The 23,122-nt window shown below is 56.1% G+C and carries 26 protein-coding genes; 13 read left to right on the top strand and 13 right to left on the bottom strand.

Annotation, left to right across the window (positions count from 1 at the left end):
* Positions 1–40: 40 nt before the first annotated feature.
* Positions 41–961, bottom strand: coding sequence for a threonine/serine dehydratase (locus C0U40_RS01665; protein ID WP_101654013.1), 921 nt, complete (start codon positions 959–961; stop codon positions 41–43).
* Between the two features lie 97 nt (positions 962–1,058).
* On the opposite strand from C0U40_RS01665, the gene C0U40_RS01660 reads away from it, so the two are divergent.
* Entirely contained in the window at positions 1,059–1,916 is an 858-nt protein-coding gene (locus C0U40_RS01660; RefSeq protein WP_101654012.1) for a TIGR00730 family Rossman fold protein, read from the top strand.
* A gap of 122 nt (positions 1,917–2,038) precedes the next feature.
* Here C0U40_RS01660 and mepA read toward each other — a convergent pair whose 3' ends face one another.
* Positions 2,039–3,025 carry a penicillin-insensitive murein endopeptidase gene (mepA, locus tag C0U40_RS01655; RefSeq protein WP_101654011.1) on the bottom strand — a complete coding sequence of 329 codons (987 nt, stop codon included), beginning with the start codon at positions 3,023–3,025 and terminating at the stop codon, positions 2,039–2,041.
* 4 nt (positions 3,026–3,029) lie between these two features.
* Entirely contained in the window at positions 3,030–4,361 is a 1,332-nt protein-coding gene (locus tag C0U40_RS01650; RefSeq protein ID WP_101654010.1) for an MFS transporter, read from the bottom strand.
* A gap of 179 nt (positions 4,362–4,540) precedes the next feature.
* Between C0U40_RS01650 and C0U40_RS01645 the strand changes: the two genes are divergently transcribed.
* Complete coding sequence (locus C0U40_RS01645) at positions 4,541–4,822, top strand: YggT family protein (RefSeq protein ID WP_069298568.1); 282 nt, start codon at positions 4,541–4,543, stop codon at positions 4,820–4,822.
* Positions 4,823–4,828: 6 nt separating this feature from the next.
* Here the strand turns inward: C0U40_RS01645 and msrA are convergent, their stop codons facing one another.
* On the bottom strand, positions 4,829–5,479 hold the full coding sequence (msrA, locus tag C0U40_RS01640) for a peptide-methionine (S)-S-oxide reductase MsrA (RefSeq protein WP_101654009.1): 651 nt from the start codon (positions 5,477–5,479) through the stop codon (positions 4,829–4,831).
* Between the two features lie 117 nt (positions 5,480–5,596).
* Between msrA and C0U40_RS01635 the strand changes: the two genes are divergently transcribed.
* Positions 5,597–6,307 (top strand): sulfotransferase family protein, encoded by a 711-nt coding sequence (locus C0U40_RS01635; protein WP_101654008.1) that lies wholly within the window; start codon positions 5,597–5,599, stop codon positions 6,305–6,307.
* Between the two features lie 61 nt (positions 6,308–6,368).
* Here the strand turns inward: C0U40_RS01635 and C0U40_RS01630 are convergent, their stop codons facing one another.
* A complete protein-coding gene (locus C0U40_RS01630) occupies positions 6,369–7,586 on the bottom strand; it encodes an argininosuccinate synthase (protein ID WP_101654771.1) in 1,218 nt (405 codons plus the stop codon).
* A gap of 135 nt (positions 7,587–7,721) precedes the next feature.
* Here C0U40_RS01630 and C0U40_RS01625 point away from each other — a divergent pair, with 135 nt between their 5' ends.
* A complete protein-coding gene (locus tag C0U40_RS01625; protein ID WP_101654007.1) occupies positions 7,722–8,483 on the top strand; it encodes an alpha/beta fold hydrolase in 762 nt (253 codons plus the stop codon).
* 39 nt (positions 8,484–8,522) lie between these two features.
* Here the strand turns inward: C0U40_RS01625 and C0U40_RS01620 are convergent, their stop codons facing one another.
* The gene (locus C0U40_RS01620) at positions 8,523–8,867 is read right to left on the bottom strand and encodes an Hpt domain-containing protein (RefSeq protein ID WP_101654006.1); all 345 of its coding nucleotides are present in this window, start codon (positions 8,865–8,867) and stop codon (positions 8,523–8,525) included.
* A 156-nt stretch (positions 8,868–9,023) separates the two neighbouring features.
* Between C0U40_RS01620 and C0U40_RS01615 the strand changes: the two genes are divergently transcribed.
* Positions 9,024–10,364, top strand: a complete 1,341-nt coding sequence (locus tag C0U40_RS01615) for a PP2C family protein-serine/threonine phosphatase (RefSeq protein WP_286134731.1) — start codon at positions 9,024–9,026, stop codon at positions 10,362–10,364.
* Here the strand turns inward: C0U40_RS01615 and C0U40_RS01610 are convergent.
* A complete protein-coding gene (locus C0U40_RS01610) occupies positions 10,361–10,780 on the bottom strand; it encodes an NUDIX hydrolase (protein ID WP_353616030.1) in 420 nt (139 codons plus the stop codon). The genes C0U40_RS01615 and C0U40_RS01610 overlap by 4 nt on opposite strands.
* A 130-nt stretch (positions 10,781–10,910) precedes the next feature.
* Here C0U40_RS01610 and C0U40_RS01605 point away from each other — a divergent pair, with 130 nt between their 5' ends.
* From C0U40_RS01605 to C0U40_RS01585, 5 genes are read left to right on the top strand one after another with little or no spacing between them, the layout of a single operon-like run.
* Positions 10,911–11,918 carry an Hsp33 family molecular chaperone HslO gene (locus tag C0U40_RS01605; RefSeq protein WP_101654004.1) on the top strand — a complete coding sequence of 336 codons (1,008 nt, stop codon included), beginning with the start codon at positions 10,911–10,913 and terminating at the stop codon, positions 11,916–11,918.
* Positions 11,908–12,555 (top strand): CoA pyrophosphatase, encoded by a 648-nt coding sequence (locus C0U40_RS01600; protein ID WP_101654003.1) that lies wholly within the window; start codon positions 11,908–11,910, stop codon positions 12,553–12,555. Before C0U40_RS01605 ends, C0U40_RS01600 begins: the two co-directional genes overlap by 11 nt.
* Positions 12,539–13,693: a CCA tRNA nucleotidyltransferase gene (locus C0U40_RS01595; RefSeq protein ID WP_101654002.1), complete on the top strand. Its 1,155-nt coding sequence runs from the start codon at positions 12,539–12,541 to the stop codon at positions 13,691–13,693. Before C0U40_RS01600 ends, C0U40_RS01595 begins: the two co-directional genes overlap by 17 nt.
* A 54-nt stretch (positions 13,694–13,747) precedes the next feature.
* On the top strand, positions 13,748–14,974 hold the full coding sequence (locus tag C0U40_RS01590; protein WP_101654001.1) for a class I SAM-dependent RNA methyltransferase: 1,227 nt from the start codon (positions 13,748–13,750) through the stop codon (positions 14,972–14,974).
* A gap of 38 nt (positions 14,975–15,012) precedes the next feature.
* Positions 15,013–15,819, top strand: a complete 807-nt coding sequence (locus tag C0U40_RS01585) for an ion transporter (RefSeq protein WP_101654000.1) — start codon at positions 15,013–15,015, stop codon at positions 15,817–15,819.
* An 18-nt stretch (positions 15,820–15,837) separates the two neighbouring features.
* Here the strand turns inward: C0U40_RS01585 and dxs are convergent, their stop codons facing one another.
* Genes dxs through C0U40_RS01555 form a run of 6 tightly spaced genes read right to left on the bottom strand, consistent with a single transcriptional unit; the run spans position 15,838 to position 21,085 of the window.
* On the bottom strand, positions 15,838–17,766 hold the full coding sequence (dxs, locus tag C0U40_RS01580; RefSeq protein ID WP_101653999.1) for a 1-deoxy-D-xylulose-5-phosphate synthase: 1,929 nt from the start codon (positions 17,764–17,766) through the stop codon (positions 15,838–15,840).
* Between the two features lie 26 nt (positions 17,767–17,792).
* Positions 17,793–18,662 carry a polyprenyl synthetase family protein gene (locus C0U40_RS01575; protein WP_435673776.1) on the bottom strand — a complete coding sequence of 290 codons (870 nt, stop codon included), beginning with the start codon at positions 18,660–18,662 and terminating at the stop codon, positions 17,793–17,795.
* A 6-nt stretch (positions 18,663–18,668) separates the two neighbouring features.
* Positions 18,669–18,908: an exodeoxyribonuclease VII small subunit gene (locus tag C0U40_RS01570; protein WP_101653998.1), complete on the bottom strand. Its 240-nt coding sequence runs from the start codon at positions 18,906–18,908 to the stop codon at positions 18,669–18,671.
* Positions 18,908–19,840, bottom strand: a complete 933-nt coding sequence (locus tag C0U40_RS01565; RefSeq protein WP_101653997.1) for a histone deacetylase family protein — start codon at positions 19,838–19,840, stop codon at positions 18,908–18,910. Before C0U40_RS01565 ends, C0U40_RS01570 begins: the two co-directional genes overlap by 1 nt.
* Positions 19,841–19,873: 33 nt before the next feature.
* Positions 19,874–20,581 (bottom strand): response regulator, encoded by a 708-nt coding sequence (locus C0U40_RS01560; protein ID WP_101653996.1) that lies wholly within the window; start codon positions 20,579–20,581, stop codon positions 19,874–19,876.
* Positions 20,582–20,587: 6 nt separating this feature from the next.
* Entirely contained in the window at positions 20,588–21,085 is a 498-nt protein-coding gene (locus C0U40_RS01555) for a MarR family winged helix-turn-helix transcriptional regulator (protein WP_101653995.1), read from the bottom strand.
* Positions 21,086–21,260: 175 nt separating this feature from the next.
* Here C0U40_RS01555 and C0U40_RS01550 point away from each other — a divergent pair, with 175 nt between their 5' ends.
* From C0U40_RS01550 to rlmH, 3 genes are all read left to right on the top strand, one after another.
* On the top strand, positions 21,261–22,130 hold the full coding sequence (locus C0U40_RS01550) for a branched-chain amino acid aminotransferase (RefSeq protein WP_101653994.1): 870 nt from the start codon (positions 21,261–21,263) through the stop codon (positions 22,128–22,130).
* A gap of 156 nt (positions 22,131–22,286) precedes the next feature.
* A complete protein-coding gene (gene rsfS / locus C0U40_RS01545) occupies positions 22,287–22,616 on the top strand; it encodes a ribosome silencing factor (protein WP_101653993.1) in 330 nt (109 codons plus the stop codon).
* 7 nt (positions 22,617–22,623) lie between these two features.
* Positions 22,624–23,094 (top strand): 23S rRNA (pseudouridine(1915)-N(3))-methyltransferase RlmH, encoded by a 471-nt coding sequence (rlmH, locus tag C0U40_RS01540; protein ID WP_101653992.1) that lies wholly within the window; start codon positions 22,624–22,626, stop codon positions 23,092–23,094.
* The last annotated feature ends 28 nt before the right edge of the window (positions 23,095–23,122 follow it).

Here is a 23,122-nt window from a genome sequence, read left to right as displayed (position 1 = left end):
AGTTCCAAGGCGCTATAGCCCTAAAGCGCCCGTCGCGCAATCACCCGAACGGGTCTTCGGTCAAGTTGCTGCCGCACAACAGCACAGCTACCTTCTCTCCCGGCGCGGGCTTGTAGGCGCCGCACATCAAAGCTGACAGGGCAGTGGCGCCGGCGGGTTCGACCAACTGGCGGGTTTCCTTCCACAAGGCGGCTTGGGCCGTCAGGATCGCATCATCGGGCACAAGCACAGATTCAACCTGCGTCTCCCGCGCCAGATCAAAACAGATCTGCCCGATTTTCCCTGCGCCCAGCGCATTGGCTGCAACACCACTCACGTCCACCTGCGTCGGTTCTCCGGCAGCGAGCGCAGCATTCAGCGTCGGGGCAAGCACGGGTTCGACTGCCACGATTTTGCGCCGCTTGCCAAGCCAAGCCATCGCCCCGCCGATCAACCCGCCGCCGCCGACAGCAATCAGCACCGTGTCCGCATCAAGACCCTGCTCTTCCCATTCCAGAGCAACCGTGCCCTGCCCTGCCACGGTCGGATTGGCGTCATAAGCATGCACCTGCATCGCGCCGGTTTCAGCCTCGTAAGCCTGCGCCGCCGTCAGCGCATTGGCATAGACGCCGCCGACCACTTCCAAATCAGCCCCGCAACGTTCGATCAGGGCGATTTTGGCAGGGCCAGCCAGTTCCGGCACAAAAATCTTTGCACGATGGCCCAGTTTCTGTGCGGCATAGGCCACCGCCGCACCGTGGTTGCCCCCCGATGCCGCCACCAGTCCCGCCTTTGGCACATCCAGAGACAGCAGCGTGTTGAACGCGCCGCGTGCCTTGAAACTGCCGGTATGTTGCACTTGCTCCAGCTTGAGCGAAACCGGATAGCCAAGGCCGAAGCCATCGATTTCCAGCACCGGAGTGCGCAACACATGGGGCGCAACCCGCTGATAGGCTGCGGTAATTTCTGTTTGCCAATTCATTAGTTTAGTCTTTCCGATTTCTTGACCTGACACGGACATTGCAAAAGGCTAGACGACAGGCAATGCTGGTGCAACACAGAACCAAGAGGCTTTATCAATGGCACGCAAACAGAATACATTTCCCAACGCCGAAGACGACATTTCAAGAGCAGCAGGCGTCCCTGAAACGCCGCAAACCCGTTCGCCAGCCTATCGACTGGCTTTTGCCGACGATGATTTCCTGTGCCGTGATGAATTGCGCGCGACGCGCATCCAGCTTGAGATGCTGAAACCGGAGCTGATCCTTGCAGAAAAAGGGATTGAAAGCACTGTTGTCATGTTTGGTGGCGCACGTATTCCCGAACCCTCCCGCAAGGATGAAGCCCGCACCAAAACGCTGGCCGAACTGTCAAAATATTACGATCAAGCCCGTGAATTCGCCCGTTTGATGACGATCAAATCAATGGAAAGCTACGGGCGCGAAGATGTAATCGTGACCGGTGGTGGCCCCGGTGTGATGGAAGCAGGGAACCGTGGTGCTGCGGATGCAGGGGGAGCATCCATGTCACTGAACATCGTGCTGCCCCATGAACAGGCGCCAAACGAATATTGCACGCCGGACCTCTGCTTCAACTTCCACTATTTCGCGACCCGCAAGATCCACTTCCTGATGCGCGCCAAAGCGATCACGGTTTTTCCGGGCGGTTTCGGGACGCTGGATGAATTGTTCGAGACCCTGACATTGATCCAGACCGGCCGGATGGAACGGATGCCTGTTCTTCTATTTGGCGAAGAGTTCTGGCGCAAGATCATCAACTGGGAGGCGCTGGCAGATGCGGGCACCATCTCTGCCGAGGATATCAAGCTGTTCCACTTTGTTGAAACCGCTGCGGAAGCGGTTCAGATCATTGAAGATTTCAAGGACATCACCGAGCCTCTGGACGCGCCTCTGATCGATTCAACAGTACCGGAATAACGTTCCGGCTGTTCACTCGGAACAAACGTAAAACACGGGCGCAATGCCTGCTTGCGCCCGTGCCCTCAAGAAATATCCAGCCCCCCTGCCCGACACCGGGCCGACGATCCGCGTGAAGCCTGTCAGTTGCTTTGCAACACAGTCATGCACTGCTTTGGAAGATCGGCCATTGTGTAATCCCGTGCACCCCGTTTGCGCGGCGTCTTTTTCGCTGGTTTCTTCTTTGTTTGCGTCACTTTTTTGGGCGGATTCAGATAATCCGTGACCCACCAGTTCAACGTTGCATCACAGCCGTCTCCACCTTTGGACAGCGCTTTGACGGTCGGCGTCTGGTTGATGCAGCCTGCCTGCCCGCGCGGACATTTCAGGCGCACATGGAAATGGGTGTTATGCCCGTACAGGGGACGCACCTTTTGCAACCACTTCCGGTTTCCCCTGGTGTTGTTGCACATCCAGATTTTCGCCGGTGCCGTGATGAAAATACGATCCACGCGAGGGTCTTCCGCCGCCCGTTTGATGATATTCGCGTGCTGCTGGGTCCAGTTGCTGTTAACGCTACGCTGATCGCCCGAACGGACGTTGGTAGAGGACAGACGCTCCCGCTCGGCGCGGCTGAGGTTCAGACGTGTCGGGCGATAAAGCCAGATATCCGCGTCCAGCCCCAGCTGGTGGGACTGGTGCCCTGACAGCATAGGCCCGCCCCGTGCCTGCGAGATGTCCCCCAGATAAAGCCCCGACCAACCCGGTTGTGTCGCCGCATATGCGCTAAGCTCCTTGAGAAACTGAATGGTCTCGGGATGGCCCCAATGACGGTTCCGACTCAGCCGCATAGCCTGCCAGGTCGGCCCGCTTTCAGGCAATTGCACCCCACCGGCAAGACAGCCCTTGGCATAAGTTCCAATCGCCGCCGGTTTATGCGCCGAAGGTGCTCCCTTGGACCCGAAAAGCTGGTTTGCCTTGGTGCCGGAGGTGGATTTGCGAATGATCTGGGCTTGGGGCTCGGGCGCTATGGCCGCCCCGTCCCGCAGTGTTTGACCTGTCTGTGCCAGTACCGGAAAACCCAAGGCACAGGCCAGTACAGCAGTCGCCCCTACAACAGAAAATCGCATTATCCTACTCCTTTGATGTCTCAACCCACTTCAACATGATCAGTCCGATACCGAACAATAGTATAATTGGTAGTGAAATTCCAAACCGCTGGCTACCGGTGGCCAGCACACAAATGCCGATCAGCATCGGCGCGATGAAGGTCGTCGCCCGTCCCGACAGCGCATAAAGGCCAAATGCCTCGGTTAAACGGTCGTCTTTCACCTGATGCACCAGCAAGGTTCGCGAGGCCGCCTGAATTGTGCCCCCTGCCGCGCCGATGGACGCACCGCAGATCATGAACAATATGTCCGGCAGGCTGCTGCCCGCCGCCAGTTGCACACCAAAGACAGACTCGCGCCCCGTTCCTGCAATCAGGACACAGACCCCGATCAGGATCGAGATAGACAGTACCACAACGAATTTCGGACCCATCCATTTATCAAGATAACCGCCAAGCCAGCAGAACAACGCCCCCGCCGCAATCGACACGATGCCATAAACACCAAGCTGGCCGATTTCCCAGCCCAAAACCCCCGTAGCATAGATGCCGCCAAAGGAATAAAGCCCGTTCAGCGCGTCGCGGTAAAACATGGACGAGCCGAGATACATGGCAAAGCTGCGCCGCTCGGGCAGGCTGCGAACGGTGTTCCACAGCCCCTTCAGCGCCTGTCCGACAGCACCCGCGGCCCGCTTGCGCCGCACCACATCGGGCACCCAGAAGAAAAACGGCAGGATAAAGATGAAATACCAAAGCGCCGTCAACGGCCCGAGCGCGCGTTTATCCTCCCCCAAAGCCGGATCAAGCCCGAGGATCGGATCCATACCGGTGATGGTCTTGCCTTCGGAGAGGACAACCACAAACAGGATGGCAAGGATCAGCGCGAAAAAACCGCCAAGATACCCGAAGGCCCAGCCGCTGCCCGAAATACGGCCCAAATCGTCTTTCGCCCCCAATGTCGGCAGGATCCCGTTCACAAAAATCTGCGATAATTCGACCCCGACAAGCCCGATCGCGAAGGAAACCAGCACCCAGAAAACCGTCTCCATCTGGGGCAAGGCAAACCACAGACCCGTCGCGCCGATGATGTAAAACAGTGAAAAAACAAAAATCCACGGTTTACGCGGACCGGTCGTATCTGAAATCGCCCCCAGTATCGGCGCTGCGATGGCAATGGTGATCCCCGTCAGGGTCAGCATCAGGCTCCAGTAGGCGGTGCCTGTTTCCTTATCGAGTGCCACAAAATCGGTGAAATAGGGGGCAAAGAAAAATGTGATCAAAAGCGTATGATAGGGTTGGGCCGCCCAATCATAGAAGAACCAGCCCCAGACGGATTTTTTTGAGGGTACGGTGGCCATAGGGTGGTTCCTTAATGAATTGGATCTTTGCTTAAGTAGAACCCGTTTCCGCAAAGCCGTGCAAGGAATAACGAACCTGGAGGCGGACTTCGCTGTAACGCCGGCTTAACACCTTTGCACCATCTTGCGCTGGAGCCTTGCAGACACTAGGTCTCTAATAAAGTAAAATGGGAATACAGATGACCACTCTCGGACTTATCCTTCTCGCCATTCTGAACGTTGCATGGTGGATTTTGATCGCACATATCGTGATCGGCTGGCTGGTAAACTTTCAGGTGCTGAACATGCGCCAACCGATCGTTGCGCAGATCTACTTTGGCCTGAACCGCATATTGGAACCGATCTACGAACCGATCCGCCGTTTCCTGCCGCCCACCGGCGGTCTGGATTTCTCGCCGATCATCGTGTTTCTGGGGATTGTCGTTCTGCGGATCATCATCACGCAGAATATGATCTACTGATCCGGATCAACCGTTCGGCAGGCTGTGCGCTTCTGCGCCCCACAAGGCGCGGATGCGTTGGTCCCGACCACAGGCATCGCGGTATTTTTTGTAGGCGTCCTTGCGCTTGACCAAGCCGAACCGCGTTAAGACTTTTTTCGAGCTTTTGTAGTAATCCTGATGGTAGGCTTCTGCGGGATAAAACGCCGGTGCCTTCAGGATAGGGGTTACAATCCGCTGGCCAAGCGCAGCTTCGGCCTTTGCTTTTGACGCTCGCGCTGTTTTCTCTTGCGCCGCATTTACCGGAAAGACAGCGGTTCGATAACTGTCGCCCCGATCGCAAAATTGCCCGCCCGCATCTGTCGGATCCACTGAACGCCAGAATTTATGCAACAGGCTGGCATAACTGATCTTCGCCGGATCAAAGCGGATCAACACGGCCTCGTAATGGCCGGTTCCCCCTTTAGAAACAGTCTTATAATCCGCCTTATCCGCCGGCCCGCCGATGTAACCCGATTGTGCGTCAATCACACCGGGGAGCGATTCAAAATCGGATTCCACACACCAGAAACATCCGCCCGCAAAAATCGCATCCTCTGCCACCGCCGCCTTTAAGGGCACAACTCCGGCAAAAATAGTCACGGCAATGAGGCGTAAAAGATGTTTGGAATAGACCATGGGACAACAGTTCTTTCGCTAGGCAAGGTTTATTGTTACTGCAAATTCACTGGTTCACTTACAATTAACAACTCGGTGATAGATGTGACTTCGACAGACAAACCGCTTAAAATTGCCATGTGGTCCGGCCCGCGAAATCTCTCCACGGCGATGATGTATGCTTTTGCCCAACGCCCCGACACAGAGGTTTGGGACGAACCCTTTTACGCCGCCTATCTGAAGGCGACCGGTCTGGATCACCCGATGGGCGCTGAAATTCGCGCCGCGGGGGAACAGGACGCCAGCGCGGTGATCAAAGCCTGCGCCAGTGCCGGACCAGCGTCAAAACCGGTTTTTTATCAAAAACATATGACCCAACATATGATAGAGGGGGTCGATCGAAACTGGATCAGGGAAATGTGCAATGTGTTCCTGATCCGCCATCCTGCACGGGTGCTTGCCTCTTACGACAAGAAGCGCGGCAATCCCACATTGGACGACATAGGTTTCCGTCAGCAGGAGGAACTGATCGACCTTCTGCAAAAAGATAAAGGGCAACCACCGATTATTATCGATAGCGCTGACATACGAGAAAATCCTGAAAAAATGCTGCGGTTGCTTTGTGATCGTCTGGAGATTCCGTTTTATCCGTCGATGTTATCGTGGGAAAAAGGCGGCAATCCGCAAGATGGGGTCTGGGCGCCGCACTGGTATGGTGCGGTCTGGAACAGCACGGGCTTTGCTGGTGCGGAAGGTCCGGTGCCAGAGGTTTCCGAAAGGCTCTTGCCGGTTCTGGAACAGGCGCAAGAGATTTACGACAGGATCGCGCCGCTGAAATTGACGGCCTGAAATCATCCAGCGAACAAAAAATGCCGGAGTCCGTAACTCCGGCATTTTATTTCATAAATTCTTAGCGGTTATTCCGCGCCGCCAGCAGTTTCAAACGCAACGCGTTGATTTTGATAAAGCCGGCCGCATCCGCCTGATCATAGGCCCCAGCGTCATCCTCGAACGTAACATGCTGTTCGGAATACAGGCTGTCATCAGACCAGCGGGCCACAGTGTTCACAGAACCCTTGTACAGTTTGACCCGCACAACACCGTTCACATGTGTCTGGCTCTGATCAATCAGCGCCTGCAACATTTCACGTTCAGGGCTGTACCAGTAACCGTTGTAGATCAGCTCTGCATATTTCGGCATCAGCTCGTCTTTGAGATGGGCTGCACCACGATCAAGCGTGATCGATTCAATACCGCGGTGCGCTTCAAGCATGATGGTCCCGCCCGGTGTTTCGTAAACACCACGGGATTTCATGCCCACGTAACGCCCTTCAACCAGATCAAGCCGGCCGACCCCGTGCTTGCCACCCAATTCGTTCAGGGCAGTCAGCATCTCTGCAGGCGATTTCTCAACACCGTTAAGTGCAACCGGATCACCTTTGCTGTAGGTAATTTCGACAAATTCCGGCGTATCCGGTGCGTCTTCAGGGTTAACTGTGCGCTGGTACACATAATCCGGCGCTTCCTGTGCTGGATCTTCCAGAACCTTGCCTTCCGAAGACGTGTGCAACAAGTTCGCATCCACCGAGAAAGGCGCTTCGCCGCGCTTGTCCTTTGCGATCGGAATCTGGTTTTCCTCGGCAAATGCCAACAGTTTGGTCCGGCTGGACAGATCCCATTCCCGCCACGGCGCAATGACCTTGATGTCAGGGTTCAACGCATAAGCCGACAGTTCGAAACGCACCTGATCATTACCTTTTCCGGTCGCCCCGTGGGCTACGGCATCGGCACCGGTTTCTTTGGCAATTTCGACCAGCCGTTTGGAAATCAGCGGCCGCGCGATGGAAGTCCCCAGCAGGTACAGACCCTCATAAACTGCATTCGCGCGGAACATCGGGAAGACAAAATCGCGGACGAATTCTTCACGGACATCCTCAATGAAGATATTTTCCGGCTTGATCCCCAGCAGTTCCGCTTTCTTGCGGGCCGGGTCCAGTTCTTCACCCTGACCCAAATCAGCCGTAAAGGTCACAACCTCGCAACCGTATTCGGTTTGCAACCATTTCAAGATAATCGAAGTATCCAGCCCGCCAGAATATGCCAGAACTACTTTTTTCGGTGCCGCCATCGAGCCTTCTCCTAAAAAACCGTGATTTTTTTCTCGCATCTATTTGTTTTTTTTGCTCTCGACAAGGGGACATAGTGCCCGCACCATGGGCCCCGTATCAACGAGCGACGCTAAATTTACCGGAAACCTCCAACAATGAAATTAAATTCCTACAGTTTCGGTGAAGAAACCGGCACCCCTCTTGTCATCGTTCACGGGCTGTTCGGGTCCGCGCGGAACTGGCACAGTTTGGCGCGTAATCTGGCCAGAGAACGGTGGGTTGTTTCTGTTGACCTGCGCAATCACGGCCAGAGCGGATGGAGCGAATCTAACACTTATCCCGATCTCGCCAGCGATCTTGGAGAAACAATCGACGGATTGGGCGGTCGGGCAACAGTTCTCGGCCACTCAATGGGTGGGAAAGCCGCCATGATGCTCGCTGCGACGGCGCCCGAAAAAATCGATCGCCTGATTATCGCAGACATCGCTCCTGTAACTTACGCTCATGACCAGACAGATAATATCGAGATCATGAAAGCACTGCCGCTTGATGAGATCACCAGACGCTCGGAAGCACAGATCTGGTTGGAAACGAAAACAGAAGATCCCGCCCTTGCCGCCTTCTTTTCCCAAGGTCTGGAGCTGCAGGACGGCAAGGCCCACTGGCTTTTGAACCACGATGCTCTGGCCACCCATATGGCTGATATTGTGGGATTTCCTGAGGTTGATTTTCACTTTGACAAACCCACCCTCGCCATTCGCGGCGGTGCCTCGGATTATGTGGATGAAAAGGGGCAGGAGGCGCTGAAACAGCGTTTTTCACAGTTAACGATAGAAACAATTCCGCAAGCTGGCCACTGGCTCCATGCTGAAAAGCCGAAAGAATTCCTGTCTATCGTGAAAGAGTTCATTGAGTGAAAATCTAAACACACCGAACACTTAAATCTGCGCGGGCCTTTATTTGCCTTCTGCAAAACGGGCAGGAAAACCTTTCAGAAATATCGCCTTGGAACTTTGGTACAGCCGTACCACATCGCCTACCGATACATCGAAAACCTGCCCTTTCTCCGCCTTGGATTCACCCTGCGCACAGGTCTCTGCGAAGGCGACAAATCCCATTGAAGACGCGCTTCCTTTCAGAAAATGGAGCGTGGCAGCCATTTGATCACCCGCGTCAGGTGGCTGGCTTTTCAGCTCTTCAATCGCCTCTTCCGCTTCTGCAAGAAACACGGCGACGACACCGGAGAGTTCTTCAAGCCCGATATCCTCTCTCAACTGCCTGACCTGTGCCCAGTCAATCATCGCCAGCGTCCCCTATGCTGCATCGGAGTCCGGATGAAGTAGAAACGATGGGTGTGAATTTTCGGTTAAGTCCGGACAGTGAAAAAGGTTATTCCCGTAGACGATTTATTAAGGGTTTACCGCGATCTTCGCCATTGATCGAAAAAGGATCCCAACGTGGAAAACGCCGGACAGATAGAGGACATCCAGCCCGCTTTCATACCCCCCAACGGGGAACAGGCGCTGCGCGTACTCGTTGTAGACGACAGTATTTTACAGCGAAGGATCGTCGCGCTTAGCTTGCGCAAATGGGGATACTCCGTGTTCGAGGCGTCAAGCGGCGTGGAGGCGCTGGCGATTTGCAAAAGAGAAAAGATTGATCTGGTATTAAGCGATTGGATGATGCCAGAAATGGACGGACTGGAGTTTTGTAAACAGTTCAGACAATTGCCCCGTGAAAGTTACGGGTATTTTATTCTGCTCACCTCCAAGAATGAGAAAAATGACGTCGCCGAAGGGCTGGATATCGGTGCCGACGATTTTCTATCCAAACCAGTGAATTCTGCGGAACTGAAGGCCCGTATCCGCGCTGGCGAACGTGTGCTTGATATGGAACGAACCCTGATTGCACAGAATACCACGCTCGCGAACACACTGGATGAACTCCAGACGCTTTACGAAGGGATGAACAAGGACCTTTTAGAAGCGGAAAAGCTCCAGAAATCGTTAATACCGCCCCCTTTCCGGAGGGGAGATTTCGGAGACATGTCAGTTCTGTTCCAGCCCAGCAGCCATGTGGGCGGCGATCTCGTCGGTTTCTTCAATTTCACCGACACACGCCTGGGATTGTACTCCATAGATGTTTCGGGCCACGGGGTATCCTCCGCACTGTTCACGGCGCGGCTGGCCGGCTATCTCAGCGCCCACAATCGGGAACAGAACGTCGCCTTCGAACACGTAGGGGGAGACGAGTACCGACAACTTCCACCCGCAGAAATCGCTGCGTCTTTGAACCAGCTTATTATCGAGGAGCTTGCCACAGAGCTTTATTTCACAATGGTTTTTGCCGACCTTGATCTTACCACTGGCAGGGTAGAAATGGTCCAAGCCGGACATCCCCATCCGGTTCTTTGCACGACATCACAGGGCGCCTGTTTCCTTGGGCAGGGCGGGCCTCCCATCGGTCTGATGCCGGATATGAAATATGAGACAGTCACGTTTTCAATTTCTCCGGGTGACCGTCTGCTCTTGTACTCGGACGGGCTCACCGAATGTCAGAATTTTGAAGGGGACCTTCTGAACGATGCCAATCTGCTGCGCATGATCGACAAACGATCTTCAAGCACCGGTGCGCAATTTCTTCCGGATCTTACGTGTGACCTTACCGAATTTGCCGGGGGCAGGCCTTTTTATGACGATTTATCCGCCATCATGTTCGAGTTCAAAAAATACGGGACACCGCCGCGCGCCGAAGACACACGGCGAACACTGCAAGGGGCAAGAGACCGGGAAACCTAACGCGCTGACGATCGCAACCTGCAAACCCGCTGCACAAAATCACGATCGCCGCTGTTGCTCAACGTCGCGACCGCTTCTTCAGGCCGCATCCAGAGCACCTCGTGATCCGGTTCGACCGGCGGGCCAATACGCAGCGTGGCAGTACTTATAAAGATGTGGCACACTTTGCGGGCCCAAAGCCTGTATTCCGGCATGTAGGTATATCGCTGATACGCCCCCACACGCCGCAGATTGGCGATATGAAAGCCTGTTTCTTCGTATACTTCGCGGTGAAGGGCCTGCACGGGAGTTTCTCCCGGATCAATGCCACCACCTGGCAATTGGATTTCGGGGACTTGCGCGTTCTGCCGTGTTAACAGCAAATATTGTCCGTCCGCGATGATAGCATAGGCGCCGGCCCTTTGAGTATAAGCCACCCCTCTTCGTTTCGGTTCACCGAAGCGTCTCATCCGCGTTCCCCCAAAGAATTTACCACCCCGCAGGGGCACTGCATTTGCACTTATCCGAAAACAACACTATTTCCAGCCGGTAACAAGGATAAGAACCATGCACACAGAAAAAGACACTAAACGTTGGGATGACATCATCCTGCCTTTCCAGCTGGATCGCGCTGATGTGCGGGGCCGCGTAGCACGGCTCGATTCCACGCTTGACCAGATCCTGCGCCAGCACGATTATCCAGCGGTTGTATCCGGACAGGTTGCCGAAGCCGCCCTGTTGACCGCGCTGATTGGCCAGACCATTGATTTGCGGTGGAAACTTTCGATACAGATCCGCGGCGACGGACCTTTAAGGATTATTGCGACTGATTATTTCGCCCCGAAAAGCGAGGCGGAACCAGCCAGAATCCGCGCCTACGCGAGCTTTGATGCAGAAGCCATAGAGGCAAGCGATCTCGCACCCTTCGACCTGCTCGGCAAGGGGATGTTCGCGATCCTGATTGATCAGGGCAAGGGCACGCAGCCCTATCAGGGAATCACTCCGCTGACAGGCGGGTCGCTTTCGGCCTGTGCGGAAAGCTATTTTGCCCATTCGGAACAACTGCCAACCCGTTTTGTCACCTCTGCGGCGCAGGAACTCGGACAGTCCGAAGGCCCTGCATGGCGCGCGGGTGGTATTATGCTGCAACACATGCCCAAAGCCTCGCCCTTTGCGAAACCCGCCGAAGACACACAAGAAGGGTCGGCCGGGGCAGAAACGGCGCAGCCGGCCGATACCAGTTCTTATGACGAGGATGATAACTGGAACCGCGCGTCGATACTTCTGGATTCCGTGGAAGAAATGGAACTGATCGGCCCACACGTTGGCCAGCAACAGCTCTTGCGGCGACTGTTTCACGAAGAAACCCCGCGCGTTTTCCCTGCCCAGCCGGTCGAGTTCGGCTGTACCTGCGGAGAGGACAAAGTGCGCCAGACAATGTCGATCTATTCTGCGAAAGACATCCAGAAGATGACCGCTGACAACGGTATGGTCACAGCGGACTGCCAGTTCTGCGGCGCCCATTACGAATTGCCGCCCGAGACACTGGGGAAAGACGCACCGGATGCCACTTGAAGGGGAGAGGCCGGAACACGAAAATCTGCTGGCGCGGGTTGAAACCGCGCTTGCATCCCCTTCCGCTGAAGGTGGATCGTCGGATTTCGATCTGAATCAGGACGGTGCTGACGCGTCGTGGAAGTTTCGCCCTGCTGCGGTGCTGGTGCCGATCATTCCGGCGCCAGAAGGCCCGAAACTGGTGCTGACCAAACGGGCGGCCCATTTGAAGCACCATCCCGGGCAGGTTTCCTTTCCCGGCGGCAAGGTGGAAACCAGCGACGATTCCGTCGAGGATGCCGCCCTGCGAGAAGCCTTTGAGGAAATCGGTCTGAACCGCAAACACGCGAGGCTGATCGGGCGCCTGCCCTGCCATAAGACGGTAACCGGCTTTGAAGTGCATCCGGTCGTGGCGGAAATTTCCACCGATTTTGCATCTCTCAGCGACCCCGGAGAAGTTGAAGAAGTGTTTCAGGTGCCGCTGGAACATGTGCTGAACCCCGCGAATTATTTTATTGAGGGCCGTATCTGGATGGGCAAAAAACGGCGCTATTACGTCGTGCCCTATGGCCCCTATTACATCTGGGGCGCGACCGCGCGGATGCTTAGATTACTGGCAGAAACTGTCGGGCAGGCAGGACATGATAATCACCGCTGACTGGCTGCGCGACAGCACATCCCAAGCCTTGCTAGGCGCCCTGACCGAACAGGGCTTTGAAGCGTATTTCGTCGGGGGATGTGTGCGCAATGCCCTGCTGGATGCACCTGTCTCGGATCTGGACGTGGCCACTTCCGCACGACCCGAAGATGTTCAGAACATCATGGAAAACAAAGGGTTCCGCACTGTTCCGACAGGAATTGAACACGGGACGATTACAGTTCTGATCCAGAAAAACAGCTTCGAAGTCACCAGTTTTCGCAAGGATGTGGAAACGTTCGGTCGCCGTGCCGTTGTCGCCTTTTCAAGCGATATTACCGATGACGCACGACGGCGGGATTTCACAATGAACGCGCTTTATGCCGGAGCGGACGGCCGGGTTGTAGACCCTTTGAACGGGTTGCCTGATCTGATCGCGCGCCGCTTACGGTTTATCGAGGATGCGGACCGTCGCATCAAAGAGGACTACCTGCGCATTCTGCGCTACTTCCGCTTTTTTGCGTGGTACGGAGATCAATCCTCCGGTCTGGACCCAGAAGCGCTGGCGGCGATCAGCGATAATCTGGACGGTTTGGACAAGCTGTCAAAGGAACGGATAGGCGCGGAAATACGCAAGCTGCTGAAGGCAGAAACGCCCGAAATGGCGTTCGCCGCGATGGAGCAAACTGGCGTTCTGCAGCGTATCCTGCCGGGTGCAACGACCCGAAGTTTTGCGCCCCTTGTGCATCTGGAACACCAGCTTGGCCTGCCCGCAGACTGGCTGCGCCGCCTGCTGGTCTTGGGGGGAGAGGGCTTGAAAGCCGCGCTTCGCCTGAGCAATGCGGAAGCCACGCGCGTCCGGCAGTACCATCAGGCGAACGTACAACTGCTGTCCCCCAACGTCGCCGCTTACCGGTTCGGTGAGGACACAGGGCTTGACCTTGCGCTGGTACAGTCGGCCAGCCTTGGCCTGCCTGTCGATCCGGCGGTCCTTGCGCAAATCAAGCAGGGGGCGGCGGCCCGTTTTCCCGTGGCTGCAAAGGATCTGCAAGGATTTGAAGGCAAGGCGCTCGGCGATAAACTGCGCGAATTGGAGAGCGCATGGATCGAATCCGGTTTCACAAGCAGCAAAGCTGACTTATTGAGCGGGCTATCCTGACGCCCGCATCACAGATCGCTTTCGGCGCGCAGTGTTTTTCTATAAGGCAACGGCATGACAGAACTTACAATCGAGACATTGGGCAGCCAGGGCGACGGCGTTGGTGTGCTTGACGGAACCGAGATTTTTGCTGCGTACACCGCTCCCGGTGAAAAAGTCAGCGGCGATCTGCAAGGAGACCGTCTGGAGAACGTGCGCATTCTGGAACCGGCGCCTATTCGCGTCAAAGCCCCTTGCCGCCATTTCAAAACCTGCGGCGGTTGCGCAACCCAGCATATCCGCGGCGACTTTCTGGCGGATTGGAAACGTGCCATCGTCGATACAGCTTTGAAACGGCAGGGTATAGAGGCCAGCTTTCGCGAAACCGTGACCAGCCCGCCCAACTCGCGGCGGCGTGCGGTTTTTACCGGTAAGCGGACCAAATCGGGTGCAATGCTCGGCTTTCATGCGAAAAGCTCCGATCAACTGGTGGCGATTGAGACCTGCACGCTGCTTGAACCTGAAATTATGAACGGTTTCGACGGGTTGAAGGCCTTGGTTCAACTCGCCGCCACCCGCAAGGGCGCGGTGCGACTGTCTGTTTCCACCAGCCTTGGCGGCCTGGATGTCGACCTGACAGAGGCGAAACCGATGGACACCAACATCATGCAAGATGTGGTAAAGATCGCGCATGACAACGGTTTTGCCCGCGTATTCTGGAATGGCGATATTGTTTTGGAGCGCCAGCCGGCGCAACAGGATTTTGGCGGCGCACTTGTTACCCCGCCCAACGGCGCCTTTCTTCAGGCAACCGCCCACGGAGAGGCCGCACTTTGGGATGCGGTGGATGAAATCACCGGCAAAAGCAAATCCGTGCTCGACCTGTTTGCAGGCTGTGGCACGTTTTCCCTGCCGCTGGCCCGTAAAGCCGAAGTGGTCGCAATTGAATCGAGCCAACCGATGCTCGATGCGATGGATCGGGGCTGGCGTCACGCAACCGGTTTGAAAAAATTGCGTACGATCCAACGGGATCTGTTCCGCAACCCGCTGCTCTCGGATGAATTCAAAGCCTATGACGCCGTAGTCATGGACCCGCCCCGTGCCGGTGCCAAGGAACAAACCAGACAAATCGCAGACAGCGGCGTAACCAAGCTGGCATTTGTGTCCTGCAACCCTGCTACATTCGCCCGCGATGCCCGCACGCTGCTGGACGGCGGGTTTACGCTGGAATGGGTTCAGGTTGTGGATCAGTTTCTCTGGTCAGGTCATTGTGAACTTGTCGCAAATTTCACCCGTCGTTAACGCTGGTTTCTACCTTTCGGAGCCCCTATAAAACCGCCATGAATACTTCTTCGCAGCTTGAATCCAAAGGCGATTTTCGCGCCAGACTGACCCAATGGGTGGAATCCCCGCTCGTGCGAAACTTCGTGCTGGCCGTGATTGTGCTGAACGCGATTGTTTTGGGGCTCGACACCTCTGACACAGCAAAGAGCATGTTCGGTGGCCTGTTGGGCGTGATCGACGGTATTTGTCTTGCGATCTTTGTGATCGAGCTTGCCGTAAAGCTGATCGCCTATGGCTGGAAATTCTTTCTCAGGCCATGGAATATCTTCGATTTTCTGGTGGTTGGCGTGTCTCTTGCACCGGGCAGCGGCGGACTCTCCGTGTTGCGGGCCCTGCGTATCCTGCGGGTGTTGCGGGTCATTTCCTTTGCCCCGAGCCTGCGCCGCGTGGTGGAGGGCTTTGTCTCTGCCCTGCCGGGAATGGCCTCGGTTTTCCTGTTGATGACAATTATTTTTTACATCGGTTCAGTGATGGCCACCAAACTGTTTGGTAACACCTTCCCCGACTGGTTTGGCACGCTGGGGCGCTCCGCCTATTCGCTGTTCCAAATCATGACACTGGAAAGCTGGTCCATGGGGATCGTGCGCCCTGTGATGCAGATCTACCCTTACGCCTGGGCCTTTTTCGTACCGTTTATCATGGTTACAACCTTCGCCGTTGTGAACCTTCTTGTGGGCCTGATCGTGAACTCCATGCAAGACGCCCACCTTGCGGAAGACGCAGAAGCGACAGGCGCATATCGTGACGACATGTTGGCCCGACTGGACGAGATTAGCGCCAGACTGGCGCGGCTGGAAAAATAGCGAAACAGGCGGCCCGCGTCAGGCGCGGGCTTTACCAATCTGCGAAATTCCAAGCACTTCCAGAACTTTAGATTCTATCTGGGGCGCATTCATACCAGCAGTTTCATACATGCGGGCCGGACTGCTTTGATCGATAAACGTGTCGGGCAGCACCATAGAGCGGAACTTCAACCCCGTATCAAAGACGCCATCTTCTGCCAGAAACTGCGCCACATGAGAGCCGAACCCCCCTATTGCGCCTTCTTCAATGGTGATCAGGGCTTCGTGGTTGGCCGCGAGATCACGGATCAGATCTTCGTCCAGCGGCTTGGCGAAACGGGCGTCTGCAATCGTCGGGGTAATCCCCTTACGCGCAAGCGAGATCGCCGCCTGCTCACATTCCTGCAAGCGGGTTCCGAAAGTCAGCAGCGCCACGCGGCTGCCTTCCTGTATCATCCGGCCCTTGCCGATTTCCAACGGTACGCCAACCTCTGGCAGCTCAACGCCAACCCCTTCGCCGCGCGGGAACCGGAACGCGCTGGGACGGTCATTGATGCTGGCAGCCGTGGCGACCATATGGACGAGCTCGGCTTCATCCGCGGCGGCCATCACAACGAAATCCGGCAGATTGGCAAGGAAACCGATGTCAAAGCTGCCCGCATGGGTCGCCCCGTCCGCGCCGACCAGTCCGGCGCGGTCGATGGCAAAACGGACCGGCAGACGCTGTATCGCCACGTCGTGAACCACCTGATCATAGCCCCGTTGCAAAAAGGTAGAATAAAGCGCGCAGAACGGTTTCAGCCCGCCCGCTGCCATGCCTGCACAGAAGGTAACAGCGTGCTGTTCGGCAATCCCCACATCAAAGCAACGCGATCCGAAACGGGCGGCGAATTTATCCAGCCCCGTCCCATCCGGCATGGCCGCCGTGACGGCGACAACCTTGCTGTCTTTCTCTGCCTCTGCAATCAGGCTCTGCGCGAAGATCGAGGTGTAACTGGGTGCATTTGAAGGTGTTTTCTTCTGTTTGCCCGAGATGACATCAAATTTTGCAACACCGTGGTATTTGTCCGAAGACTCTTCCGCCGGCGCATACCCCTTGCCCTTCTGCGTCAGCACATGGATCAGCATCGGTCCGGTGGCCCGCTGCTTCACGGTGCGTAACACCGCCAGTAGCTGTTCCATATCATGCCCGTCAATCGGCCCCACATAGGAAAAGCCGAGCTGTTCGAACAGGGTGCCGCCGACGGTCATATGCTTGACCATATCTTTCGCCCGTTTCGCTCCGTCCTGAAACGGCTCGGGCAGCAGGGAAATCGCGCTTTTGGCGGCGGATTTGAATTCCTGAAACGGTTCACCGGCATAGAGTTTTGACAGATAGGACGACATCGCGCCCACAGGCGGGGCGATGGACATTTCATTGTCGTTCAGAATGACTATCAGACGTTTTTTCAGATGGCCCGCGTTGTTCATCGCCTCGTAAGCCATACCGGCGGACATGGCTCCGTCCCCGATCACCGCAATCGCATCGCCCAGCCCGTGTTCCGGCGCACCGCCCAGATCACGCGCTACCGCAAAACCCAGCGCGGCGGAAATAGAGGTAGAACTATGGGCCGCGCCAAAGGGATCAAAGGCGCTCTCGCTGCGTTTTGTGAAACCGGACAGGCCGTTTTCCTGCCGCAACGTGCGGATACGATCCCGTCGTCCTGTCAGGATTTTATGGGGGTAACACTGGTGGCTGACATCCCAGATCAGACGGTCCTTTGGCGTATCAAACACCGCATGGATTGCCGTGGTCAGTTCCACGACACCCAACCCCGCGCCAAGATGCCCGCCGGTTTCGGACACGGCAGAAATGGTTTCCGCACGCAATTCATCCGCCACCTGACGCAATTCTTTATCTGAAAAACGTTTCAGGTCTTCGGGGGCATTTACCTGATCCAGCAGGGGTGTGTTGGGTCTGTCGCTCACAAGGGGTTCCTTCTGGGGCCGTTTTATCACGAATTGCGGCTTATGACGAATTGCGCCACTTGTCGCAACGGTTCGGCACGCGATTCATAGACGGAAAGGGCATCACAAGCCTGATCTACCAGTGATCTGGCCTGCTGTTGCGCGGCTTCAAGTCCGAGGATGGAAACAAAGGTGGCTTTGCCCGCCTCAGCATCCTTTTGCAGGCGTTTTCCGGCGAGTTTTGCATCTCCGACCACGTCCAGCACATCATCCTGTATCTGAAAGGCCCGGCCCAGCGCGGCGGAATACGCGGCCAGCGGGCCTGCGTCTTCCTGCGCCAGTGTCGCGCCGGAACAGGCAGACCATTCGATCAGCGCGCCGGTTTTATTGGCCTGCAACTCGGTGATCTGGTCCAGTGTCAGTGGCGCGTCCGCGGTCTCGGCCGCAATATCCTGTACCTGCCCCAGAACCATGCCACTCGCGCCGGAGGCCCGCGCCAGATCGGCAACCAGTTTGATGCGCACCGAGGCATTGGCCGAGGTCAGCGGATCGGCCAGAATTTCAAAAGCCAGTGTTTGCAACGCATCTCCGGCCAGCACAGCGGTGGCTTCGTCCCATTGCACGTGGACCGTCGGCTTGCCACGGCGCAGGTCATCATCATCCATGCAGGGCAGATCGTCATGCACAAGCGAATAGGCGTGCATCGCCTCTATCGCCGCTGCTGTATTCACCACATCGAGCCCGAACAAGGCGGCAGATTCCACCGCAAGATAGGCCCGCAGCCGCTTGCCCCCGTTCAGAACGGCGTGATGCATCGGGGCGGCAATCGGGTTGGTGGCGACGGGCGGAAGCAGATCGCGCAGCGCCTGTTCCGTGGTCGCCGCAATGCGGGCCAGTCTCTGTTCAAATCGTTCCACGGAAACTTAACCTTCGAAAGGCTTCAAACCGGCGGGGTTGCCATCTGCACCAAGGGTGATCTGGGCAATTTTCTCTTCCGCTTCCTTCAGCTTCACCGCGCAATGCTTTTTCAGCTCTGCGCCGCGGTCGTAAAGTTTGATGCTTTCTTCCAGCGCAACCTGACTGCTTTCCAACTGTCCAACGACCTTTTCCAGCTCCGCCATTGCGGTTTCAAAACTCATTTCGGAAATCGGTGTATCCGCCATTAGGTCTGCTCCATCAAAACGCCAACATGGGCTGCAACGGATGCAGCCAGCGCCTGCAAATCATATCCACCCTCCAAAGTCGAGACCACACGTCCCTGACAGGTGTCTTTGGCGAAATCACACAGGACTCGGGTGGCCCATGCAAAATCCTCTTCTGTGAAATGCAGATTGGCCAGCGGATCACGGGCGTGTGCGTCAAATCCGGCTGAAATAAAAACCATCTCCGGCTTATGCTGATGAAGGGCTGGCAGGATTTCCTGTTCGAAAGCCGCGCGCAGATCCGATCCGTCAGCGTAAGGTACCAGAGGCACATTCACCACATTGCCCGAAGCGCCCGTTTCGGACGCCGAGCCGGTTCCGGGGTAAAGCGGCATCTGATGGGTAGAGGCGAACAGGGTGCGCGGATCATCCCAGACCAGATCCTGCGTGCCATTGCCGTGATGCACGTCGAAATCCACAACCGCAACGCGGGACAGCCCGTGCCGCTCCAGCGCATGTTTTGCGCCGATCACAACATTCCCGAAGAAACAGAACCCCATAGCCTGCAGCTGTTCTGCGTGATGGCCGGGCGGTCTTGTGGCGCAAAAGGCGTTTTGCACCTGCCCTGACAGGACCATATCCACGGCTTTTACGTTCGCCCCGACAGCGCGACAGGCCGCTTGCAAACTGCCGGGCGACAAGGATGTGTCGCCGTCAATAAACTGAAAGCCGCTTTCAGGGGAGGCCGCTTTCATCGCAGACAAATGGGCGGCAGGATGGGCGAGCAAGATATCTTCGTCACTGCAAAGCGGCGCCTCAATCCGCATCAAGCCATCGAATTCCGGCGCGGACATCCGTTGTTGAATGGCCTCAAGACGCGCTACGGATTCAGGGTGCCCTTCGGGGTTGTGATGCGACAGGCAATCACTGTGGGACAGAAAAGCGGTGGTCATTGAACCCTCCTCCGGTCCGTCGGGACAGATATTCTAGTCAGGTGCCAGCATGTATCCCGCACCGCGCACGGTCTGCAGATAGCGTGGCGATTTCGGGTCTGCTTCGATCTTGCGCCGCAGGCGGGTAATCTGCACATCTACGGCCCGTTCCTGAGCCTGATCACTGTCCCGGCCTAAATCCTCTACCAGCTTGCTGCGGCTGATGGGCGAATGGGGGCTGGCAGAGAATATCCGCATTAGCGTGCTTTCGGTGGCGGTCAGACGGATCAACGTATCGCCTTCCCACAACTCGCCGCGGGTTACGTCATAACGCACCGGTCCCAATTGCAGGGTTTTCGGTGCTTCGACAACAGCCTGTTCAACCGGCACACGGCGCAGGATGGCATTTATCCGCAGGACCAGCTCTTTGGGTTCAAACGGTTTGGTAAGATAATCATCCGCGCCCGCCTCTAGCCCCATGATCCGTTCGCTCGATTCCCCCTTCGCCGTCAGCAAAAGGATCGGCGTTGTCAGGGTTTCCCGCAGGCTGCGGGTCAGGGTCAGACCGTCCTCTCCCGGCATCATCACGTCCAGCACGATGAGATCGAAATCCAGCCCACCCAGCAAACGCCGCGCATGGGCCGCATCCCGCGCTGCCGTCACCCAATAGCCGTTACGGGAGAGAAACTTCTGCAACAGCGTGCGAATACGTTCGTCATCGTCAACGATCAGAATGTGGGCGTCGGAGAGTGGTTCGTTCATACAAGATCAGTCCTTTACCAGCTTCTTAACATGCTGACGCATGGACGGGTCCATAATATTTTCGAGAACTTTGCGAAAACCGTGCACTGCATCCGGTCCGGCCTCTTTATAAGCCGCACGAAGACGCTTGCGCTGGGTCGAAGACAGATCGGATTCCAGCGCCTGACCCGCAGGGGTCAGATACAGATGCCGTTCGCGCCGGTCCCGCACCCCAACCTTGCTTTCGACCAGACCGTCGTCAATCAACTGGCGCAGCACACGGTTAAGCGACTGTTTCGTCACCCCGAGGATGTCCAGCAAGGCATTTACAGTTGTGCCGGGACGACGGTGAATAAAATGGATCGCGCGATGATGGGCGCGGCCATAAGTATAATTTTCAAGGATGCGATCAGGATCGGACGTGAATCCGCGATAGGCGAAGAACAGCAGTTCAATGCCCTGCAACAACTGGTCATCAGTCAGGAAAAGCAGGTTTTCCCCGCCGGGTTGCAAACGATCTTGCATGGTTGATATTTCATCCGATCACATATTTTTACGTTACCCGCCAATTTATGTCAGTCTTATTGACTTTCCAAGAATCAAATGATAGCAAATTTCGACTTTGGCGTAATATTATGTCGTATTTTGCCGCGAAAACGAAATTTTCGCAAATTACACAGCTTCTGGTGGAGGAAATGCAATGGCCGGTGCTTATGATGATCGTGATGGTTCTATTTGGCTGGACGGAAAACTCGTCCCCTGGCGGGAGGCAAATGTCCACATTCTGACCCACGCCCTGCACTACGCTTCCTCTGTTTTTGAAGGCGAACGGGCCTATAACGGCAAAATCTTCAAAAGCCGCGAACATTCCGAACGCCTGCTGTTTTCCGGCAAGGAACTGGATATCCCGATCCCCTACACCGTTGATGAAATCGAAGCGGCCAAATACGAGACGCTGGAAGCCAGCGGCCTGAAAGATGCATATGTGCGTGCTGTCTGCTGGCGCGGTTCGGGGGACGACATGGGTGTTGCCTCCGCCCGAAACCCTGTCCGCATGGCCATCGCGGTCTGGGAATGGGGTGCCTATTACGGCGATGCCAAAATGGTCGGAGCCAAACTGGATATTTCCCGCTGGAAGCGCCCCTCCCCGGAAACGATCCCATGTTTCGCGAAAGCCGCCGGTCTTTACATGATCTGCACCATGGCAAAACACGAAGCCGAGGCCAAAGGCTGTTCGGATGCCATGATGTTCGACCACCGCGGCTATGTGGCCGAGGCAACAGGCGCGAACATCTTCTTTGTGAAAGACGGCGTCGTACACACACCGAAACCCGATTGCTTCCTGAATGGTCTGACCCGTCAGACGGTTATCGGAATGCTGAAAGATCGTGGTGTCGAAGTGGTAGAGCGCCACATCATGCCCGAAGAGCTCGACGGGTTCGAGCAGTGCTGGCTGACAGGCACCGCAGCAGAGGTCACACCGGTCGGCCAGATCGGCGAACACACCTTTGAAGTGGGCGAACTGACCCGCAGCATCGCTGAAGAATACGAAAAACTGGTTCGCAGCTAAAATAACGCTATCTGTTCTCGCTTGAGACTACTCGGTCGCTCTGATACCCTTGGGGTATCTCGGCGCCCGAGGAAGAGTGGCGTATATTCGGAGGACATCGTTCTGGTTGAACGTGTTGGGCCCCAAGCGGCCGAAAAAGAAGAAAACATTCCAGCAATGTCGATGCTGGATCTGGTACTGAACTCGCTTCAAGGCGATAAGGCCGAAGACATCGTGACACTGGATCTGGCCGGAAAATCTTCCGTTGCCGACCATATGGTTGTGGCCTCCGGTCGCTCAACCCGTCAGGTTGTTTCCATGGCTGAAAAACTGGCTGACCGACTGAAGCAGAACAAGGGCATCAGCGCACGCATCGAAGGCAAAAGTGCCGGAGACTGGGTTCTGATCGACGCAGGGGACGTAATCGTTCATCTGTTCCGCCCGGAAGTGCGCGAGTTCTACCAGCTGGAAAAAATGTGGCAGCCCGTGGCGGAAGACGCGGAATAAGCCCTTGATGCGGCTGCATATCATTGCTGTCGGGCGCTTGCGCAAAGGGCCCGAACTGGATTTGATTTCCGATTATCTTGACCGTTTCAACAAATCGGGCCGCGCTTTGGGGCTCGGTCCTGTTTCTGTAATCGAAGTCGAAGACAAGAAAAACGCCGGTATGGCCGCCGAAGCAGAACTGTTGCGCAAGGCCATTCCCAAGGGCGCAACAACCATGATCATGGACGAGCGGGGCAAATTGCTCAGCTCGGTGGATTTTTCAGACAAGCTCGGCCAGTGGCGCGACACCGGAACGCAGGATCTGGCGATCCTGATCGGTGGCGCTGACGGGCTGGCGCCGGATTTGCGGGCCGAAGCGGATTTCGCCCTGTCGTTCGGCAAAATGGTATGGCCCCATATGCTGGTGCGTGTGATGTTAAGCGAACAGCTTTATCGCGCAGCTTCAATCATGGGCAACGCGCCCTATCATCGGGCCTGAACCGCCGATTCCCCCCTTACTACCTTGG

The sequence above is a fragment of the Neptunicoccus cionae genome (genome assembly GCF_002860325.1).
GTDB classification, from domain to species: domain Bacteria; phylum Pseudomonadota; class Alphaproteobacteria; order Rhodobacterales; family Rhodobacteraceae; genus Amylibacter; species Amylibacter lutimaris.
This window is presented reverse-complemented; position numbering and strand designations above follow the sequence as displayed.

Excerpts from the sequence above, each read along its gene's own strand:
- C0U40_RS01665 (WP_101654013.1), bottom strand. The coding sequence starts at position 961 with ATGAATTGGCAAACAGAAATTACCGCAGCCTATCAGCGGGTTGCGCCC.
- C0U40_RS01660 (WP_101654012.1), top strand. The coding sequence starts at position 1,059 with ATGGCACGCAAACAGAATACATTTCCCAACGCCGAAGACGACATTTCA.
- mepA (WP_101654011.1), bottom strand. The coding sequence starts at position 3,025 with ATGCGATTTTCTGTTGTAGGGGCGACTGCTGTACTGGCCTGTGCCTTG.
- C0U40_RS01650 (WP_101654010.1), bottom strand. The coding sequence starts at position 4,361 with ATGGCCACCGTACCCTCAAAAAAATCCGTCTGGGGCTGGTTCTTCTAT.
- C0U40_RS01645 (WP_069298568.1), top strand. The coding sequence starts at position 4,541 with ATGACCACTCTCGGACTTATCCTTCTCGCCATTCTGAACGTTGCATGG.
- msrA (WP_101654009.1), bottom strand. The coding sequence starts at position 5,479 with ATGGTCTATTCCAAACATCTTTTACGCCTCATTGCCGTGACTATTTTT.
- C0U40_RS01635 (WP_101654008.1), top strand. The coding sequence starts at position 5,597 with ATGTGGTCCGGCCCGCGAAATCTCTCCACGGCGATGATGTATGCTTTT.
- C0U40_RS01630 (WP_101654771.1), bottom strand. The coding sequence starts at position 7,586 with ATGGCGGCACCGAAAAAAGTAGTTCTGGCATATTCTGGCGGGCTGGAT.
- C0U40_RS01625 (WP_101654007.1), top strand. The coding sequence starts at position 7,722 with ATGAAATTAAATTCCTACAGTTTCGGTGAAGAAACCGGCACCCCTCTT.
- C0U40_RS01620 (WP_101654006.1), bottom strand. The coding sequence starts at position 8,867 with ATGATTGACTGGGCACAGGTCAGGCAGTTGAGAGAGGATATCGGGCTT.
- C0U40_RS01605 (WP_101654004.1), top strand. The coding sequence starts at position 10,911 with ATGCACACAGAAAAAGACACTAAACGTTGGGATGACATCATCCTGCCT.
- C0U40_RS01600 (WP_101654003.1), top strand. The coding sequence starts at position 11,908 with ATGCCACTTGAAGGGGAGAGGCCGGAACACGAAAATCTGCTGGCGCGG.
- C0U40_RS01595 (WP_101654002.1), top strand. The coding sequence starts at position 12,539 with ATGATAATCACCGCTGACTGGCTGCGCGACAGCACATCCCAAGCCTTG.
- C0U40_RS01590 (WP_101654001.1), top strand. The coding sequence starts at position 13,748 with ATGACAGAACTTACAATCGAGACATTGGGCAGCCAGGGCGACGGCGTT.
- C0U40_RS01585 (WP_101654000.1), top strand. The coding sequence starts at position 15,013 with ATGAATACTTCTTCGCAGCTTGAATCCAAAGGCGATTTTCGCGCCAGA.
- C0U40_RS01570 (WP_101653998.1), bottom strand. The coding sequence starts at position 18,908 with ATGGCGGATACACCGATTTCCGAAATGAGTTTTGAAACCGCAATGGCG.
- C0U40_RS01565 (WP_101653997.1), bottom strand. The coding sequence starts at position 19,840 with ATGACCACCGCTTTTCTGTCCCACAGTGATTGCCTGTCGCATCACAAC.
- C0U40_RS01560 (WP_101653996.1), bottom strand. The coding sequence starts at position 20,581 with ATGAACGAACCACTCTCCGACGCCCACATTCTGATCGTTGACGATGAC.
- C0U40_RS01555 (WP_101653995.1), bottom strand. The coding sequence starts at position 21,085 with ATGCAAGATCGTTTGCAACCCGGCGGGGAAAACCTGCTTTTCCTGACT.
- C0U40_RS01550 (WP_101653994.1), top strand. The coding sequence starts at position 21,261 with ATGGCCGGTGCTTATGATGATCGTGATGGTTCTATTTGGCTGGACGGA.
- rsfS (WP_101653993.1), top strand. The coding sequence starts at position 22,287 with ATGTCGATGCTGGATCTGGTACTGAACTCGCTTCAAGGCGATAAGGCC.
- rlmH (WP_101653992.1), top strand. The coding sequence starts at position 22,624 with ATGCGGCTGCATATCATTGCTGTCGGGCGCTTGCGCAAAGGGCCCGAA.